A 17,311-nucleotide genomic window follows, 5' to 3' on the forward strand; every position below is an offset into this window, starting at 1 on the left:
GCTTTTTTATTTGCATTAGTTTTAGCTTTTAGGTATTAGCCTAGTGAGGTATTAGGCAGTTGTTTTACTTTCCTCCTCTATTAACTCATCCTCCAGCTCAAACTCGGATACATGAAATTTTTCACCACGGTGGTCTTTCGCTATAAGCATATATATTGAAGGAATCACAAATAGTGTAAAGAAAGTACCAATTGCCATGCCACCTACTAGTATCAAGCCAATAGAGTTACGCGCTTCGGCGCCGGCGCCTGTTACCAATACCAACGGGAAGTGACCGGCAACAGTTGCAACGGTGGTCATAAGTACTGGGCGCAAGCGGGTGCCGGCAGACTCTTTAATAGCTGCTAGTTTTGTTAGGCCTTGCTCCTGCATTTTGTTGGCAAACTCCACCACCAAAATACCATTCTTAGCAACTAGCCCGATAAGGGTAACCAAGCCAATTTGCGAATAAATATTGAGTGTGGTGGTCCACCCGTCTGTCCAAAAGTGCATATTGGGGTTGGGCATTTTTAAGAAAGTAAATATTAGTGCGCCGAACCACGCCAATGGCACTGAGCCACCCAATACAATTAGCGGGTCGCGGAAGCTATTAAATTGCGCGGCAAGTACTAAGAAAATTAACAGGCTAGCCATCATCATTGCGGGCAAAAGTTTATTGCCTTCGCGTCGCAACTGGCGGGATTCGCCTGTGTAATCAATCATATAGCCTTGTGGCAATATTTTTGCAGCCTCTTCTTCCAATACTTTTAACGCGTTATCAAGCGGACCAATAGCTACACCGCTTAGTTTTACCGCATTTAATTGTTGGAAGCGATTGAGCGAACGGGCGACGGTTTTACGCTCTACGCGGGCGAGAGTGCTAAGTGGCACTAATTTGCCCTCAGGCCCGGTGACGTAAATGTTACCCAGTTGCTCTGGGTTGAGGCGCTCTATGCGTTCAACTTGAGGAATTACACGGTAGCTGCGACCGGCAATATTAAAGCGGTTAACATAGCCGCCGCCAAGCATAGTGCCTACATCGGCCCCTACTTGTTGCATGTTCAACCCCATATCAGCCACCTTGTCGCGGTCGATTATAAGCTCCGCTTTAGGTAAGTCGATTTGGGTATCTATCATCGGCGGGAATGCAAACTGGCCGCTCATTGTGGCTTTTTGTTGCAGTTCTTGGGCAAACTTTAATATTTGCTCTGGCTCTGCAGTAGAAGCAATTACAAATTCCACTGGCATATTACCGCCGCCAGGCAGTGCTGGAGGGGTAATCGGGAATAAATTGATACCAGGAATTTGCGAAAGCTTTCCACCGGCTTCTGGTAGCACGTCAAACACGGTGCGCTCGCGTTCGTCCCAAGGCTTAAGCACCATGCCTCCAAAACCTGAATTGGGGAATGTTAGCTGAAAGGTGAAGTCGGTTTCTTCAAAACTAGAGAACGCGTCGTTGGCGGCAGCAGCAAAAATGGATGCTTGATCCATTGTTGAGCTAGCAGAGCCTTCCACAATCCCAAAAATAACACCTTGGTCTTCTGTGGGTGCTAACTCTTTGGGAGACTGCATATAGAACACTACACCTAGTATCGCAGTGGCTACCCACACCATATACACGGGAAAGCGATGCTCCAAAGTGTGATCTAGCATGCGGGTGTAGCGATTCTTAACGCGATCAAAAATGCGCGCCACTGTGCTGGCAAAGCCTTCGTCTTCCATGCCTTCTTTCAGCATTTTAGAAGCCATCATGGGCGAGAGGGTAATAGCAACTATGCCCGAAATGGTAACTGCACCAGCAAGCGTAAAGGCAAACTCTTTAAACAAAGAGCCGGTTAAGCCGCCCTGTAGGCCGATTGGTAAGTAAACCGCAACCAAGGTTGTGGTCATGGCTATCACTGGGCCTACGAGTTCGCGTGCGCCTAATATGGCTGCTTTAAACGGTGTTTGGCCCTCAGATATATGCCTCTCAACGTTTTCCACCATTACGATGGCGTCATCCACTACGATACCTACAGACAATACAATAGCCAGTAGCGTAAGCAGGTTTAAGCTAAAGCCAAATATTTGCATCACAAACACGGCGCCAATCAGCGATAGCGGTATGGCCACCACGGGAATAATCACCGAGCGAATGGAGCCTAAAAACAAGAAGATAACCACTACAACAATAAGCAGAGTTTCTATTAATGTACTTATTACTTCGCTAATAGAGCTTTCGATATAAGCGGTGGCATCGTAGGCAATAACGGCGTCCAAACCTTTGGGTAGCGCCGCCTGCATGTTTTTCATTTCTTCACGCACTAGCGCCATTACATCTAAGGAGTTGGCGTTAGGTTGCGGGAAAATACCCATAAATGTAGCGGTTTTGCCCGAATAACGAACTTCCATATCGTAGGATTCGGAGCCAAGCACCACTTCGGCAACATCTTTTAAGCGAATGATGGCGCCGTTTTCTGAGCGCAGTACCAACTCTTTAAATTCATCGACAGAATTTAAATCGGTGTTGGCCGAAAGGTTTACTTGAATGTATTGACCCTTGGTGCTGCCCAGTGCCGCGAGGTAGTTGTTGGCTTGCAGTGCTTGTCTTACTTGCGTTGGGCTAATGTTGTGCGCGGCCATTCTGTCTGGCTGCAGCCAAATGCGCATGGCAAAGGTGCGAGCGCCCAGTACATCCGCGCGTTGAATACCTTCTAGGGCGGAAAGACGAGGTTGCACAACCCTTACTAAGTAATCGGTAATTTGGTTATCGGCCAATATGTCTGAGCTAAAGCTTAGGTAGGCCGCTGCAAACTGGCTGTCGGCAGACTCCACATTAATAACCGGTACTTCAGCCTCGGGGGGCAGGTCGCCGCGCACTTGGTTTACCTTAGAGGTAATTTCGGCAAGCGCTTTAATGGGGTCGTAGTTAAGCTCTAGGCGCACGCTAACGCTAGATACGCCTTGACTGCTTGAAGACGAGACGTAATCAATGCCGTCTGCGCCAGATACTGCGCGCTCAATGGGCGAGGTAATAAAACCGCGCACCAGCTCTGCATCTGCGCCTATGTAGGCGGTGTTAATAGTAATAACTGCGTTATCGTTGCGCGGGTATTGGCGAACGGTAAGCGAGCTTACGGCCTGCAACCCAGCGATAATAATGATGATGTTCACCACTATCGCGAGTACCGGCTTGCGTACAAAAATATCGGTAATAGATTTCATAATCTAGGGGGTGTCCCAATCAATCTAAACTTTAATGTGTATTGGTTTTACACAACGGGTTTCTAGCACCTTTAGGTTTTTACATTACGAGTTGTCAGGTGTTGGTGCTTGCTCGTATTTGGGCTGTACTTCGTTGTTAATCGAAATAGGTGCGCCATTTTGTAATTTGAAAACACCGGAACTAACCACTTCGTCTTCTGCTGTAACGCCTGCGGTAACTTCCACGTAGTCGCCCAGTGTGGTGCCTAAGCGCACAAACTGTTGCTTGGCCACTAGAGCGTCGTTCTCTTTAGTCACTACAAATACCGAGTCGCCGTAAGTGGCGTAAGCAATAGCCGTTTGGGGCACTGCTAGCACTTTTCTTTTCTCGGGCATGATGACTTTTACTTTGGTAAACATACCTGGCAACAGCTCATTGCTGTCATTTTTTAAAGTGGCTTGCACGCGCACCGAGCGAGTAGCTGGGTCAATTTCGGGGTTTATCGCGGTAATTGCACCGGTAAAGTTTTTACCTGGCACGGCATCTGTGGTTAAGCGAACTTCTGCACCCAGGGTGATTTTGGGTAATTCCTGTTGGGGTAGGTAGAAGTTTACAAATATTGGGTCCATGGTTTGCAGCGTAACAATTGGGGTGCCAGCTGCTAAATCTTGGCCCAAGTTAACCATGCGAATACCTAAACGCCCCGCAAACGGTGCGGTAATGGTTTTCTTTTGAATAGTGGTGCGAATGTTATCGGCTTGTGCCACTGCGGATTTGTAATTGGCATCGGCAGCGTCAAAATCGGATTTAGACACCACTTGTTTACGCAGCAATTCGCTAGAGCGATCTAAATTGCTTTTAGCTAAAGCAACAGCGGCTTCGGCCGCGCGCAGTTGCGCTTTTTCGGATGATATATCCTGCTGAATTAACGGTGCACCTTCTTCAACGTAAGCGCCTGGGGTGAACTCTAGCTTAACAACGCGACCGGGTAGGTCTGCACCTACCACCACACCTTGCACTGCTTCAAGGTCGCCAACCGACGATAGCGTTTGCTCCCACTCTTGCTGCTCTACTGGCGAAGAGGCAACCACAGAAGGGGGCATGGCCATGGTTTCCATTGCGCCTATCATTGCGAATATTTGCGATGCTTTTATGCCTGCAATTAGGCCAACAACAATTACTAGGCCCAGTAGTGTAAGTAAAAAGTTTTTCATGAGTGGTAGTGGTTCCCAATGAATATGTGTAAACAGTTTGCGGGGGAGGATAGTAAATATGGTGTTCGCTAGAGACTATCTTCCCTGAAAGGCTAAACGCTCCGAGAGTGCTATAGGACGTCAGCATGACCGATTGGGTTTACTTTACCCAAATTAAATTGCCTTTCGATGAATTGTATCGCTTTGCGAGCAGGTGCAGCAAAGTAGTTAAAGAGTATAGGGGATTGGGGAGTGAATCTAGGGAGAAAATTGAAAACAATGTGAACGCGCTGGCGATATTGCTATCGCCAGCGACAGCGCGGGGTTATTCCGCGTCAGGAGAGACTAACGCGTATGCGATACGGCGTTTTTCTTGGTCAACGCTTACAACTTTTACATCTACTTCACAGTCAGCGCGGTAGGTAACACCGTTAACTGTGAGTGTCATACGTTTAGCGTCAAATTGTTTCTCTTGCGATTTCGGAAAGGCGATAAAGCCATCTACGCCATTTTCTATCAGGCGAACACCGAAGCCCTGTTGAGTAACAATGCGCACCTTACCGCGGCCTTCAAAGCCAATTAGTGAGGCTTCTACATACTGGCACAACAACCATTGATAAATTTCGCGATCTGCTTGTCGGCCAGCCTGTAACGTTTCTTTTAAGCGCTCTAATTGATGCGGCTTAAAGGTGTACGGCTTACTGCCGGTTAATACGCTGTGTATTGCCCAGTGATTGTAGAGATCAGCATAGCGACGAATTGGTGAGGTTGAGGTGGCGTAGTGTTTAAAGCCCATGCCCATATGCGGGCCTGCTTCATCACTCAACTCTGCCGATTGCATCATTCTGCGCAAAGCAGGTATTAAGTTGCGTTGGCGTTCGTTGGCAGAAAGCGCCTTAATAAGCTGTAAATTACCTTCAAGTTCGGTGATATCGCCTTCTGGGGTAATTTGCTCCTCTTTAAGCAGCGCATTTACTTCGCCTATGCGGTCAAGCCTAAAGCCGCCGTGTACGGTGTGTAAGCCCAACTTGTTTTGCGCTAGAAACTCGCCTGCACACTGGTTGGTTAGAAGCATGGCTTCTTCTACTAATTTGTGAGCAACGGTGCGAGAGCGAGGGCGAATCTCGCTAATCTTGCCTTTGTCATCCAAGCGGATATCGTAGTCGAGTTGATCTTGGCCAATTAAGTTGTGCTCGGTGCGATACTGGTAACGCAAAGTAGCCAGTTCACTTAGTTTGGAAATGTTATCTGCAGCATCCGCAGGCAGGCCTTCTATATTGGTGCCCTCTAAAAACTCAGCTACTTGTTGGTAGTTGAGCTTGTATTTAGATTGGATAACCGCGCGTTCAAACTTGTAATCTTCTACCGCGCCATCATTCGCTAAGGTGATTGTGCACACCAACGCAGGGCGTTTTTTGCCTTCTACCAAAGAAAAGCAATCGTTAGCCAGCGATTCGGGCAACATGGGGATAATTCCGCCTAGCATATAAGTCGATTGCGCTTGGCGCTCGGCTAATTTTGCTAATGGGCTGCCAGGCGCAATAAAGCTTGCAGGGTCGGCAATGGCTACTGTGAGCACGGTTTTGCCGTCTTGCTCGGCAATATGCACAGCGTCGTCCATATCACGCGTGGTAGGGGAGTCGATAGTTACGAAGGGCAGTTGGGTGTAATCCTCGCGCTCGCCGAATTCTTCGGCCTCTATACTAGCGCGAATTTTCTTTAGCTGCTCGTCTTCGCCTTCTTTGTTCCACGGGCTGAGGTCGTACTTAGCAACCGTGTACTTGTACTCAATATGGTGATCGTCTGGCTGGCCAATACGTTCAATTACCTTCGCTTGGGCTTTGCCATCTTGCGCAGGGTGCTGAATTATCTTGGCCGCAATTTTTTCACCCTCTTTACAGCCTTTACGGCTTTTGGGGGGAATAAATATCCAGCGGTTCACCTTGGGGTCGTCTGGTACGGCGAAATGTGCGTTCCCTTTCACCCTGTAGGTGCCAACAAATCGCTTCAATGGCGAGTCGATAAGCTGCTCGATTGTAGCTTCTAGCTGCTTTTTGTCGTTAGTGGTCACTAAAATCTTAACTTCGTCGCCGGGGAGAACAAATTGCATTTTCTCTGGGTCGAGAAAAGCATCTCTGCCGTCGGTTAGCCTAACAAAGCCAAATCGACCGTTGGTACTGGCGACTGTCCCTGTGGCGTATTCTTTAGATTCGTGAATGGCTTGCTTTAGTTGTGAGAGCTGCGAGAGCGTCGTTTTATCGAGCATCGAAAGGCCTGTACCGAAAAGTCCTAAAAATAAAAGCCGCGATTCTAGCAGATAAGCACCTCTGTGGGGGTGAAATCCTTGAGTTAATGCTTACAAAGCGCGAATCGTGTGGGTTTCGTGATTGGCGTGCCTCCATTTGGCGTTGTAAACATCCAAATTAGCCCGATGCGTGATGCGGTAGTTTGCTATAACTTTTACCTTATCGTTGTTAGAATGAGTGTAACCGTTTACATTTGGCGTCTAATTCATAAAAAGGGGAATACTGTGATTCTAAAGTTTCTAGGTTTGGCCGTAACGTTCATGTGCGCAGGGTCGGCACTGGCATTGGAGAACTTTATTACTCGTGACGGCCATCGATTGCTGGATGGAGAGCAGGAGTTTCGCTTTGCAGGTATTCACTTCCCCGAAATGCACCGTATAGAAAATGACGCTGCTGGAGTGTGCAAATACGACCCCAGAGGCTGGGGGCAGCATTTTCAATGGCCCACCGAAGACGAGCAAGAAAACTGGGTGAAAGCCGCTGTGCGCACGGGCCATAAGGCCATGCGGGTATATGTGCTGTCGGTGCAGCAAGCCAGCGACCAAGCCTGCGACAGGCAAACCCATATTCTTGCACCCGCCGAGCCCGGTGGCATGCCCCGTTTAAGTGAGGCGGCCATGGTGCCTTACGACCGCATGATTGCGCTTTCTGATAAATACGGCCTGCGCTTAATTTTACCTTTTATAGATCAATGGCCATGGTGGGGCGGGCGTGAGCAATTAGCTGCGTTTTATAATGAGAAGCCAGAAGACTTCTACGACACCAGCAGTAAAACCTATGCCGCATACCAAAGTATTATCAAACAGGTGTTAACCCGCAAAAACACCTTTACTGGCCGCGAGTACCGCGACGAAAAAGCGATTATGGCGTGGGAGACCGGCAACGAATTAAAAGATACAACGGCGGATTTCTTAAGTAAAACAGCCGGTCTCATTAAATCGTTAGATAAAAATCATTTGGTGGTAGACGGCACCTATAAAGCGATTAACGATTTTGCCCTTGCCGACCCCAATGTAGATATTATTTCAAATCACTATTACGAAAATGCAGGCAACCTTTCGCCGCAAACCGTGCGCGCAGACCTAGAAGCTATAGGTGGTAAAAAAGCGTATTTAATAGGTGAGTTTGGTCTACTCGACATTGAGCGTTTGCAGCAAATAATGGATGCTGCAGTTAATGAAAATGTGAATGGTGCCAAAACCGTAGGCACCTTTATTTGGGGGGGGCGAGGTCATAGGCACAGCGGTGGCTTTTATTGGCATTTAGAGCCTGCCAACAATAAAACCTACAGTTACCATTTACCAGGTTTCAAGGAAGGGGCGCACAACCAAGAAATGCAAGTTGTGGATATGGTGCGGTTGGCAGCCGCGCAAATGAATGGCGAGAAAAAAATGGCACCCCTACCGGTACCAGAAGCGCCAATATTACGAGTGATATACCGCGCAGATAATGTTCGTTGGATGGGCGCGCCCACCGGCAGAAGTTATCGCGTTGAGCGCGCAGAAAAAATAGATGGTAAATGGAAAGTCATTGGTAAAAATATTTCCGATGGCAAAAATAAATTCGACCCCAACACCGATGCACTGTTTAGCGATACCGATAAACTACAAAAAGGCAAAACCTATTACTATCGCGTTATTGCCATAAATGAATCAGGCGAGTCGCCGCCTTCTAATATTCGCGCTTTAACTTATTAACCACTAAAAAACTGTTTATTTTCGTACCCCAATGTACGCAATTAATTGCGTGTGTTGGGGGGCATATTAATTATTAAACGCTAGGTCAAGGATTCGATATTGGACATCTTTATTAATGGGGTATGCGCAAATTTAATTTCAATCATGGTTGCGGTGTATTCGTATCTATACCTACGTAATATCACTAACCGGCCGTCAAGATATTTTAAGTTAGGGGTTATTATTGTTGTCCTATCAGGCATTGTTGGCGTGGTGTTAGCTCAGTTGTCTTGGGCGCTCAGCCCCGAACTTTTGAATACAGACCTGGGTAAATATGCTCTATCAAATTTGATTGGTATTTTTCATGCTGTTGGTATTGTTATTTGCGTTTACTCATTTAAATCAGCTTCACAGAATACTTAACAATTTTAGTAAACGTTGTTTAGTTGCACGTTAATAACAGCTAATTCAGCGTTGAATACGGCAGTAGGTTGTCGGTCGTATTTTCATCGCACTGTTGTAGTAGATCTTATAGTGCGGTTAACCGCTTAGTATCAACTTAAGTATTAAGTGTGCTAAGTGTATGTACGTAAAACTGCCCTTTAATTGCCACACTTGGGGTTCGGTGCATTGTTTTGGTGCGCTACTTCCCCCAAAAAAGACCTAAAATTGCGGGTTTACATCGCTTTAAACTTTGGCATAGAATCTGCGTTAGTTAATGAGCAGGGCATTCTAGGTGTAAGCCAAAAAGTGGGTAGTGCAACTACTCGGAGTACCTGAACAATGACGACCAATGGATGGCTAGGGTTCCGGCTGTAAATAAACAGTGACTGGTCCGAGAGCCATCGACCTTCTAAGTGGTAGCCAATTTGCATATTGGTAAGAGGGTTACACGGCGGGATAAAAGCCCGGGAGGATTAAACTGGTGAAATTGCCAGAATGCCTCGTGTGTAACTTTATAAAACCATTTAGGAGAGTACTCCATGAAACATCCATTCGTGCGACTTTTTTTCGCATCCTCAGTAATTGTAAGCCTTTTATTTTCTTCTCAAGCCGCGCTGGCAAAAGACAATTTTAAAATTTGTTGGTCTATTTACGTGGGATGGATGCCATGGGAATACGGTGATACTTCAGGTATTGTTGATAAGTGGGCCGATAAATACGGTATTGAAATCGATGTAGTTCAAATAAACGATTACATTGAATCAATTAACCAATATACCGCGGGATCATTCGATGCCTGCACCATGACCAACATGGATGCGCTAACCATTCCCGCTGCTGGCGGCGTAGACAGCACTGCGCTTATTGTGGGTGACTTCTCTAACGGTAACGATGCCGTAATTCTAAAAGACAAAAAATCACTAAAAGAAATTAAGGGCCAACAAGTTAATTTGGTTGAGCTTAGCGTTTCTCACTACCTTTTGGCCCGCGGTTTAGAGTCTGTAGGCTTGGCCGAGAAAGATGTAAAAGTGGTCAACACTTCCGATGCCGATATGGTTGCGGCTTACACCACCAAAGATGTGACTTCCGTTGTAACGTGGAACCCTCTCGTAAGCGAAATACTAACTACGCCAGGCGCAAATAAAGTTTACGATAGCTCTAATATTCCCGGCGAAATTATCGACACGCTTGTAGTTAATACCGAAACACTAAAAGCAAACCCTAAATTGGGCAAAGCGTTAGTGGGCGCGTGGTACGAAATAATGGCAAAAATGGAAGCCGACAAAGCCGTTCGCGAGCATATGGGTAAGGCTTCTGGTACCGATTTGGCGGGTTACGAAATGCAATTGGCATCCACCAAAATGTTTTATAGCGCGGCAGATGCGGTTGCGTTTGTAAAAAGCGAGCAGCTAGTTAAAACCATGCAATACGTTGCCGAGTTTTCTTTTGATCACGGTTTGTTAGGCGAAGGCGCGCCGGATGCTGGTTTTATAGGCATAGAAACTCCTGCCGGTGTGTTTGGCGATAAGGCAAATATCAAATTGCGCTTCGACGAAACTTATATGCTAATGGCTGCCGAAGGTAAGCTGTAATTCTATTTGCAGCTGCATCAAGAAAAGTAAATAGATTTAATAAAAAGATTTAATAAAAAGTTAAGCAAAAAAGATTAGACACCTAAAAATAGGTGCAAATTGGAGCCGGCCGCTCTACTAGAGCGGCCAACCTACCGGCTGAATACAGCCCACAAGTTGAATTATGAAAAGACTCATCAATAAACGCCCATCTAAACCCTTGGCTGTATTTTTAGGAATATTCCCATTCTTAATTTTGTTGTTTTTGTATCAGGTTGGGTCCGATGCGCGTAAAGCAGAAAATGAGCGCGATAAATTACTGCCCAGTTTTTCTGAAATACACCACGCGATAGATCGCCTAGCTTTCACACCGAGCAAACGCACCGGTGAGTATGTGTTCTGGCAAGATACAAAAAGTAGTTTAAAGCGAATGTTAATGGGGCTGGCCATAGCCGCTCTTATAGGGTTAACAATAGGCCTGTTAACCGGCGCAATTCCCATGCTGGGGGCAAACCTCACCCCTTTAGTTACCGCAATATCGTTAATACCGCCCATGGCCATACTGCCTATTTTATTTATTGTGTTTGGTTTGGGCGAGTTATCTAAGGTGGTATTAATTGTAATAGGCATTGCGCCATTTATGACGCGAGATATATACCAACGCACCAAAGAGCTGCCGCGCGAGCAATTAGTTAAAGCGCAAACATTGGGGGCGCATTCGGGCCAAATAATTGTGAGGGTATTGTTGCCCCAAATACTGCCCAGGTTAATCGATGCGGTGCGTTTAAGTTTAGGCTCGGCGTGGTTGTTTTTAATTGCCGCCGAGGCAATAGCATCTACCGATGGCTTAGGTTACCGAATTTTCTTGGTGCGGCGTTACATGTCTATGGATGTCATTCTGCCCTACGTTATTTGGATAACCTTCCTAGCCTTTTTATTGGATTGGATGTTGGTGCGCACCAGCAAAACATTTTTCCCTTGGTATCACGTACAAAAATAGGAGGCGTTATGAGTGAATCAACGGCAAAAAACAGCACCGAGCGCGCCCCGCTTATTCAAGCCAAGCGGTTGGGTAAATCCTATGGCGATCACATTGTGCTCGAGGGCATTAGCAAAGATGTGTACGAAGGTGAGTTTATTACCTTAGTCGGGGCATCTGGCTGCGGTAAAAGTACATTCTTAAATATGTTACTAGGTACCGAGGTCGTTACTGCTGGCAAGCTACTGCTAGATGGTAAGCCTATTGTTAGTGAGCCAGACCCTGCGCGCGGCATAGTGTTTCAAAAGTATTCTGTGTTCCCGCACTTAACTGTTCGTCAAAACGTTGCCTTGGGGCTGGAGTTTGATCAAAGCCCGTTAATAGGTCGTTTATTCGGTGCAAAACGCAAAGCCGCGTTGGCGCAAGCCGATGAATGGTTAGCCGCTGTTGGGTTGGCGCAAGCGGTAAATAAATACCCGCACGAACTTTCGGGCGGTATGCAGCAGCGTTTAGCCATTGCTCAGGCGTTAATAAAACGCCCACGCGTACTATTGCTGGATGAACCCTTTGGTGCACTAGACCCCGGCATACGTAAAGACATGCATAAGCTGTTGTTAGATTTGTGGCGCGAATACAAACTCACCGTATTTATGGTTACTCACGATATTCAAGAAGGTTTTTATTTGGGTACACGTCTGTGGGTGTTTGATAAAGATCGCCACGATGAGCACGCCCCCGAGCGCTACGGTGCCACTGTTACGTTCGATTTGCCAGTCGGCGATATGGACGAAGAAAGCTTAAACAAAATAGAAAAATCGCTAACTGCAGCGTAAAAACAATTAAGTAGAAGGGCAGCAATTATGCTGAATATTTTAAATCCAACAGATTCAACAAGCCGTTACACCACCAATATAGATGGCGGCAGTCATTGGAGTGTACTGGTAAGGCGCGGCGTGAACCTTCGTTTAACCGACCTAGAGGGTGGTGCAAACGTAGGGATGATGTTTTACAACCCCGTATGGTTAAGCGAGCGCTACAACGCACCGGATACACTCAAATGCCAGCACACTTTTAAGTTAACCCAAGGTAATTGTTTGTATTCAGATATGGGCAGAATATTTTGCTCAATTATCGAGGATAGTTTTGGCTGGCATGAAACCATGTGCGGCAATGCGCATGCGCAGCACGTAAGCAAAAAGTGGGGCGGGCGAGATTACCAATCAGATCGCAATGCTTGGCAGCAAAACGGCTACGATAGCTTTTTGGTCGAATTGGCCAAATACGGCCTAGACCGCACAGCAATGGTCGCCAATGTAAATTGGTTTAGCGAAGTGAGTGCCGATGATAACGGCAACCTTAAACTAACCCGTCAATCCAAAGCTGGTGATGCAGTTACATTGCGTTTCGAGATGGACACTCTTGTGGTACTTCACACTTGCCCGCACCCAATGAACAGCGAAGCAACCTATCCTAAAAAGCCTATTCGCTTGGAAATGTTTAAGGGGGAACCGGTAACAGAACAAGACGAATGCTTAAATCACTGCGCAGAAAATCGGCGTGGCTTCGAAAACAATGCATTGTATTTATTAGGCGCGTAGGGCTGGGCATACAAAATGATTAAACACAGTGATAAAAAAATAGAAAATGCCGCAGCGACCGCTACGGTGGCAGCAGGCGATTACTACCTAGCAGAAATTAAAGCAGGGCAAACGTTTAGAATTGTAGACCTTGAAGGTAACCAAGCTGCCGACACATTGTTCTACTGCGCAGATGATCCCACAGAGCGTTACAGCGCAATGGATACCATTCGAGAGCAGGGCAACTTGTATTTAACGGCGGGTACGGTTTTAAAAACCAATGCAAATAACAGCATGTTAGAAATTGTTGCCGACACCTGCGGCCGGCACGACACAGTCGGTGGCGCCTGCGCAACAGAATCAAATACTGTGCGGTACGATTTAGAAAAGCGCTGTATGCACGCGTGTCGCGATAGCTGGATGTTAGCTATCCAAGAAAACGAAGAGTACGGCTTAGATAAAAATGATATTGCACACAACATAAACTTTTTTATGAATGTGCCCGTTACCAAAGAAGGCGGCTTAACCTTCGAAGATGGCATTTCTGCACCGGGTAAATATGTGGAATTAAAAGCGTTGGTAGATGTAATTGTACTTATCTCCAATTGCCCGCAGCTAAATAACCCATGCAATGGCTACAACCCAACCCCAATTGAAGTGGTTGTGTGGGACTAATTGGCGCTAGCCTGTTGGCGTATGCGCGCTGCTGTTTAGGACGACCTAAGCAGGCTCTCAATGCGGGACGACCCGCCCCAGTTCGGTATTTAACTTATGTTCGATACGGTATTAATTGCCAACCGAGGAGCAATCGCCACTCGAATTATTCGCACCCTAAAAAAAATGGGTATTCGAAGCGTTGCCGTTTACAACGAAGCAGATTATCAATCTTTACACGTACAGCAAGCCGATACTGCCATTAGTTTAGGCGCCGGCAGTGCGGCGGACACTTACCTCAATATAGCCAAAATACTCGATGCTGCTAAGCAAACCGGTGCGCAGGCTGTGCACCCAGGCTACGGCTTTCTTAGTGAAAATACAGAATTTGTAGGCTTGTGCGAACAGGCAGGTTTAACCTTTATTGGCCCCACGACCGAGCAAATGCGTCTATTTGGTTTGAAGCATGTTGCCCGCGAAGCCGCAGAGCAAGCCGATGTGCCTTTGGTGCCCGGCTCGCCGCTGCTGAGTGAATTAGCCGAAGCATTGGTTTGGGCCAAGGAGGTGGGCTACCCCATAATGCTAAAAAGTACCGCCGGTGGTGGTGGCATTGGTATGCAGGTGTGCCACAGCGAATCGCAGTTGCAGCAAGCGTGGGATTCGGTTAAACGCTTAAGCGCGAATTACTTTTCGAACGACGGTGTTTTTTTAGAAAAATACATCGCCGATGCGCGCCATATAGAAGTACAAATTTTCGGTGATGGCGCCGGTACTGCCGTGGCGTTTGGCGAGCGCGATTGTTCTGCTCAACGTCGCAACCAAAAAGTTATCGAAGAAACCCCAGCCCCTAAGTTAAGCGAAGCCGTGCGCGCAGATTTATGTGCAACGGCACAGCGTTTAATGGCGTCGGTCAATTATCGCAATGCCGGTACTGTGGAATTTATTTTTGATGCCAAAGAAAATAAGTTTTACTTTTTAGAGGTGAATACACGCCTGCAAGTAGAGCACGGCGTTACCGAACAAGTGTGGGGTGTAGACCTTGTTGAGTGGATGATAAAACAAGCTGCAGGCGAGCTAGGTGATATTCAAGCTTTGCATAGGCAATGTAAACCTGCAGGTCACGCGATTCAAGTGCGCGTATACGCAGAAGATCCGCAACAAGATTTTAGACCCAGCGCAGGGTTGTTGTCTGCAGTGGCTTGGCCCACTGAAGCAATATTTGCTGCGCCTAGCAAAAGTAAATTGCGGATTGATCACTGGATAGAATCGGGCGTTGAAGTACCAGCTTTATTTGACCCTATGCTCGCTAAAGTTATCGTACACAGCGAAAATCGTGAACAGGCTCTAGCAGATTTAAACGCGAGCTTAGCGAACAGTGCAATTTATGGCATAGAAACCAATATCGATTATGTGCGGGAAATTCTCGCTACCAGCACATGTAAAAGCGGGCAGTTACTTACCCGCAGTTTGGCCGAATTTACATTTAACGCTCACACTTTTACCGTGCTAAATGGTGGCACGCAAACCACGGTACAGGATTACCCTGGCCGCACTGGCTTGTGGCACGTTGGGGTTCCGCCTTCTGGGCCAATGGATAACCTTAACTTTAGGTTAGCTAACCAACTTGTTGGCAACCAAGCCGAGGCTGCCGGTTTAGAAATTACCTTAAATGGCCCAAGCTTACATTTTAATACTGCTGCGCATATTGCCGTAACCGGCGCCGAAGTGCCTGTACTAGTAGATGGCGTTGCGGTTGATATGTACCGGTCTATCGCTGTTTCTGCTGGGCAAACATTGGAAATAGGCCAAGCCAAAGGCAACGGTGCGCGTGCGTATTTAGCTATTGCTGGCGGTATTCAATGCCCTGAATATTTAGGCTCTAAATCCACGTTTACGCTAGGCCAGTTTGGTGGTCATGTTGGCAGGGCGCTACGGCCCGGCGACGTGTTAAAATTATTGCCTTTAAATAGCGAACAAAAAATTACTGCGCGACAAATTGCACAAGCAGATCGCCCTGCAATTGGCGATACTTGGACAATACATGTTATATACGGCCCGCACGGCGCCCCCGACTTTTTTACCGACAAAGATATACAAGCGTTTTTCGATGCCGAGTGGGAAGTGCACTACAACTCTAGTCGCACCGGCGTGCGTTTAATTGGGCCCAAACCCGAATGGGCGAGAGAGACCGGCGGCGAAGCGGGTTTGCACCCATCCAATATTCACGATAACGCTTACGCCTTTGGCACAGTGGATTTTACTGGCGATATGCCGGTTATATTGGGGCCAGATGGTCCATCGTTAGGCGGTTTTGTTTGCCCAGCTACAATTATTCAAGCCGACTTATGGAAGCTGGGCCAACTAAAAGCAGGTGCAAAAATTAAATTTGTTGCGGTAACCCACGAGCAAGCCGTGCAGTTAGAAGCCGCACAACATTGGCAAGTTTCCCAATTGACCTTTCGTGAAAAGCCCATTACTTCTGCGGGTTTGCCTTCACCTATCTTAAAAAAATCGTCGTTGCTGGGCGAAGATGTTGTTTATCGTTTAGCTGGCGATCACTTTTTACTGGTAGAGCTTGGTCCTCTCGAATTAGATATTGCGCGTCGCTTTAAAGTGCATGCGCTTATGTTGTGGATGCAAGATAACCCGTTTACCGGCATGCGCGAACTTACGCCGGGTATTCGCTCGTTGCAGGTGCATTACGATTCACAGCAGCACGCCGTGGAATGCGTGATAGAACATATTGAGCGTGGTATACAAACACTGTTGCAAGCCGACGATTTAAAAGTGCCTGCACGCATAGTGCACCTACCGCTAAGCTGGGATGACGAAGCCTGCAAATTAGCAATAGAAAAATACACCCAATCAGTACGCCCTGGCGCCCCTTGGTGTCCCAGTAACTTAGAATTTATTCGCCGTATAAATGGTTTAGATTCAATCGAGCAGGTAAAAGAAATTGTTTTTAATGCTGCGTATTTAGTTATGGGCTTGGGGGATGTGTACCTAGGGGCGCCGGTAGCAACCCCGCTAGACCCGCGCCATAGATTAGTAACCACGAAATACAACCCCGCGCGCACTTGGACAGCAGAAAACTCGGTGGGCATTGGCGGCGCGTATATGTGTGTATACGGTATGGAAGGCCCTGGCGGCTACCAATTTGTAGGGCGTACTTTGCAAATGTGGAACCGCTACCGTCAAACCAATGTTTTCGAAAACCCTTGGTTACTGCAGTTTTTTGATCAAATTCGTTTCTATGAAGTAAGCAGCGAAGAGCTACACGTTATTCGGCGTGATTTCCCCTTGGGCAAATACCCAATAAAAATAGAAAACACCACATTTAGCTTGGCCGATTATCAGCAATACTTAAGCGATAACTCAGCCACTATTGAACGCTTTCAAGCTGCGCGCGAGCAAGCGTTTGAACAAGAGCTAAACCAGTGGCGAGCAGATGGACAACTTACCTTTGAACAAGCGGATGCTGGGCCAGAAGACAATGATGCTAGCACGCCACCCGAAGGTGCTGTGGGCGTTGATAGCCCCGTAAGCGGCAGTGTTTGGCAAGTACTTAAAAACGAAGGCGATTATGTAGAAAAAGGTGAGGTACTTATGGTGCTGGAATCCATGAAAATGGAAATAGATGTCCACGCAACGTGCGCTGGTAAAGTGATAAAAACTCACAAACTACAGGGCCATGCTGTCACGGCGGGGCAAACATTATTTTGGATTGCAAAGCAAAGTGAGGCCTAGC

General features: G+C 47.0%; 10 protein-coding genes and 1 riboswitch. Of the genes, 7 read left to right on the top strand and 3 right to left on the bottom strand.

Annotated features, from left to right (window positions below; genetic code table 11):
* Window positions 1-51 precede the first annotated feature (51 nt).
* The 3 genes from SDE_RS05875 to SDE_RS05885 all read right to left on the bottom strand — a co-directional run bounded on the left by SDE_RS05875 (window position 52) and on the right by SDE_RS05885 (window position 6,622).
* Window positions 52-3,183: an efflux RND transporter permease subunit gene (locus SDE_RS05875; RefSeq protein WP_011467600.1), complete on the bottom strand. Its 3,132-nt coding sequence runs from the start codon at window positions 3,181-3,183 to the stop codon at window positions 52-54.
* An 84-nt stretch (window positions 3,184-3,267) separates the two neighbouring features.
* Window positions 3,268-4,377, bottom strand: a complete 1,110-nt coding sequence (locus tag SDE_RS05880; RefSeq protein ID WP_011467601.1) for an efflux RND transporter periplasmic adaptor subunit — start codon at window positions 4,375-4,377, stop codon at window positions 3,268-3,270.
* A gap of 304 nt (window positions 4,378-4,681) precedes the next feature.
* Window positions 4,682-6,622, bottom strand: coding sequence for a VacB/RNase II family 3'-5' exoribonuclease (locus tag SDE_RS05885; RefSeq protein ID WP_011467602.1), 1,941 nt, complete (start codon window positions 6,620-6,622; stop codon window positions 4,682-4,684).
* A gap of 300 nt (window positions 6,623-6,922) precedes the next feature.
* On the opposite strand from SDE_RS05885, the gene SDE_RS05890 reads away from it, so the two are divergent.
* The 7 genes from SDE_RS05890 (at window position 6,923) to uca (ending at window position 17,310) form a co-directional block, all read left to right on the top strand.
* The gene (locus SDE_RS05890) at window positions 6,923-8,359 is read left to right on the top strand and encodes a beta-mannanase man5E (RefSeq protein WP_143710964.1); all 1,437 of its coding nucleotides are present in this window, start codon (window positions 6,923-6,925) and stop codon (window positions 8,357-8,359) included.
* 769 nt (window positions 8,360-9,128) lie between these two features.
* A riboswitch (guanidine-I (ykkC/yxkD leader) is annotated at window positions 9,129-9,255 on the top strand.
* A gap of 66 nt (window positions 9,256-9,321) precedes the next feature.
* The gene (locus SDE_RS05895) at window positions 9,322-10,374 is read left to right on the top strand and encodes a putative urea ABC transporter substrate-binding protein (protein ID WP_011467604.1); all 1,053 of its coding nucleotides are present in this window, start codon (window positions 9,322-9,324) and stop codon (window positions 10,372-10,374) included.
* A gap of 163 nt (window positions 10,375-10,537) precedes the next feature.
* On the top strand, window positions 10,538-11,353 hold the full coding sequence (locus SDE_RS05900) for an ABC transporter permease (protein ID WP_011467605.1): 816 nt from the start codon (window positions 10,538-10,540) through the stop codon (window positions 11,351-11,353).
* Window positions 11,354-11,361: 8 nt separating this feature from the next.
* Window positions 11,362-12,165 (top strand): ABC transporter ATP-binding protein, encoded by an 804-nt coding sequence (locus tag SDE_RS05905; protein ID WP_011467606.1) that lies wholly within the window; start codon window positions 11,362-11,364, stop codon window positions 12,163-12,165.
* Window positions 12,166-12,192: 27 nt separating this feature from the next.
* Window positions 12,193-12,930, top strand: a complete 738-nt coding sequence (locus SDE_RS05910) for an urea amidolyase associated protein UAAP1 (RefSeq protein WP_011467607.1) — start codon at window positions 12,193-12,195, stop codon at window positions 12,928-12,930.
* A gap of 15 nt (window positions 12,931-12,945) precedes the next feature.
* On the top strand, window positions 12,946-13,584 hold the full coding sequence (locus SDE_RS05915) for an urea amidolyase associated protein UAAP2 (RefSeq protein ID WP_011467608.1): 639 nt from the start codon (window positions 12,946-12,948) through the stop codon (window positions 13,582-13,584).
* A 96-nt stretch (window positions 13,585-13,680) separates the two neighbouring features.
* Complete coding sequence (gene uca, locus SDE_RS05920; RefSeq protein WP_011467609.1) at window positions 13,681-17,310, top strand: urea carboxylase; 3,630 nt, start codon at window positions 13,681-13,683, stop codon at window positions 17,308-17,310.
* The last annotated feature ends 1 nt before the right edge of the window (window position 17,311 follow it).

It is taken from the genome of Saccharophagus degradans 2-40, from assembly GCF_000013665.1.
Classification (GTDB): Bacteria; Pseudomonadota; Gammaproteobacteria; order Pseudomonadales; family Cellvibrionaceae; genus Saccharophagus; species Saccharophagus degradans.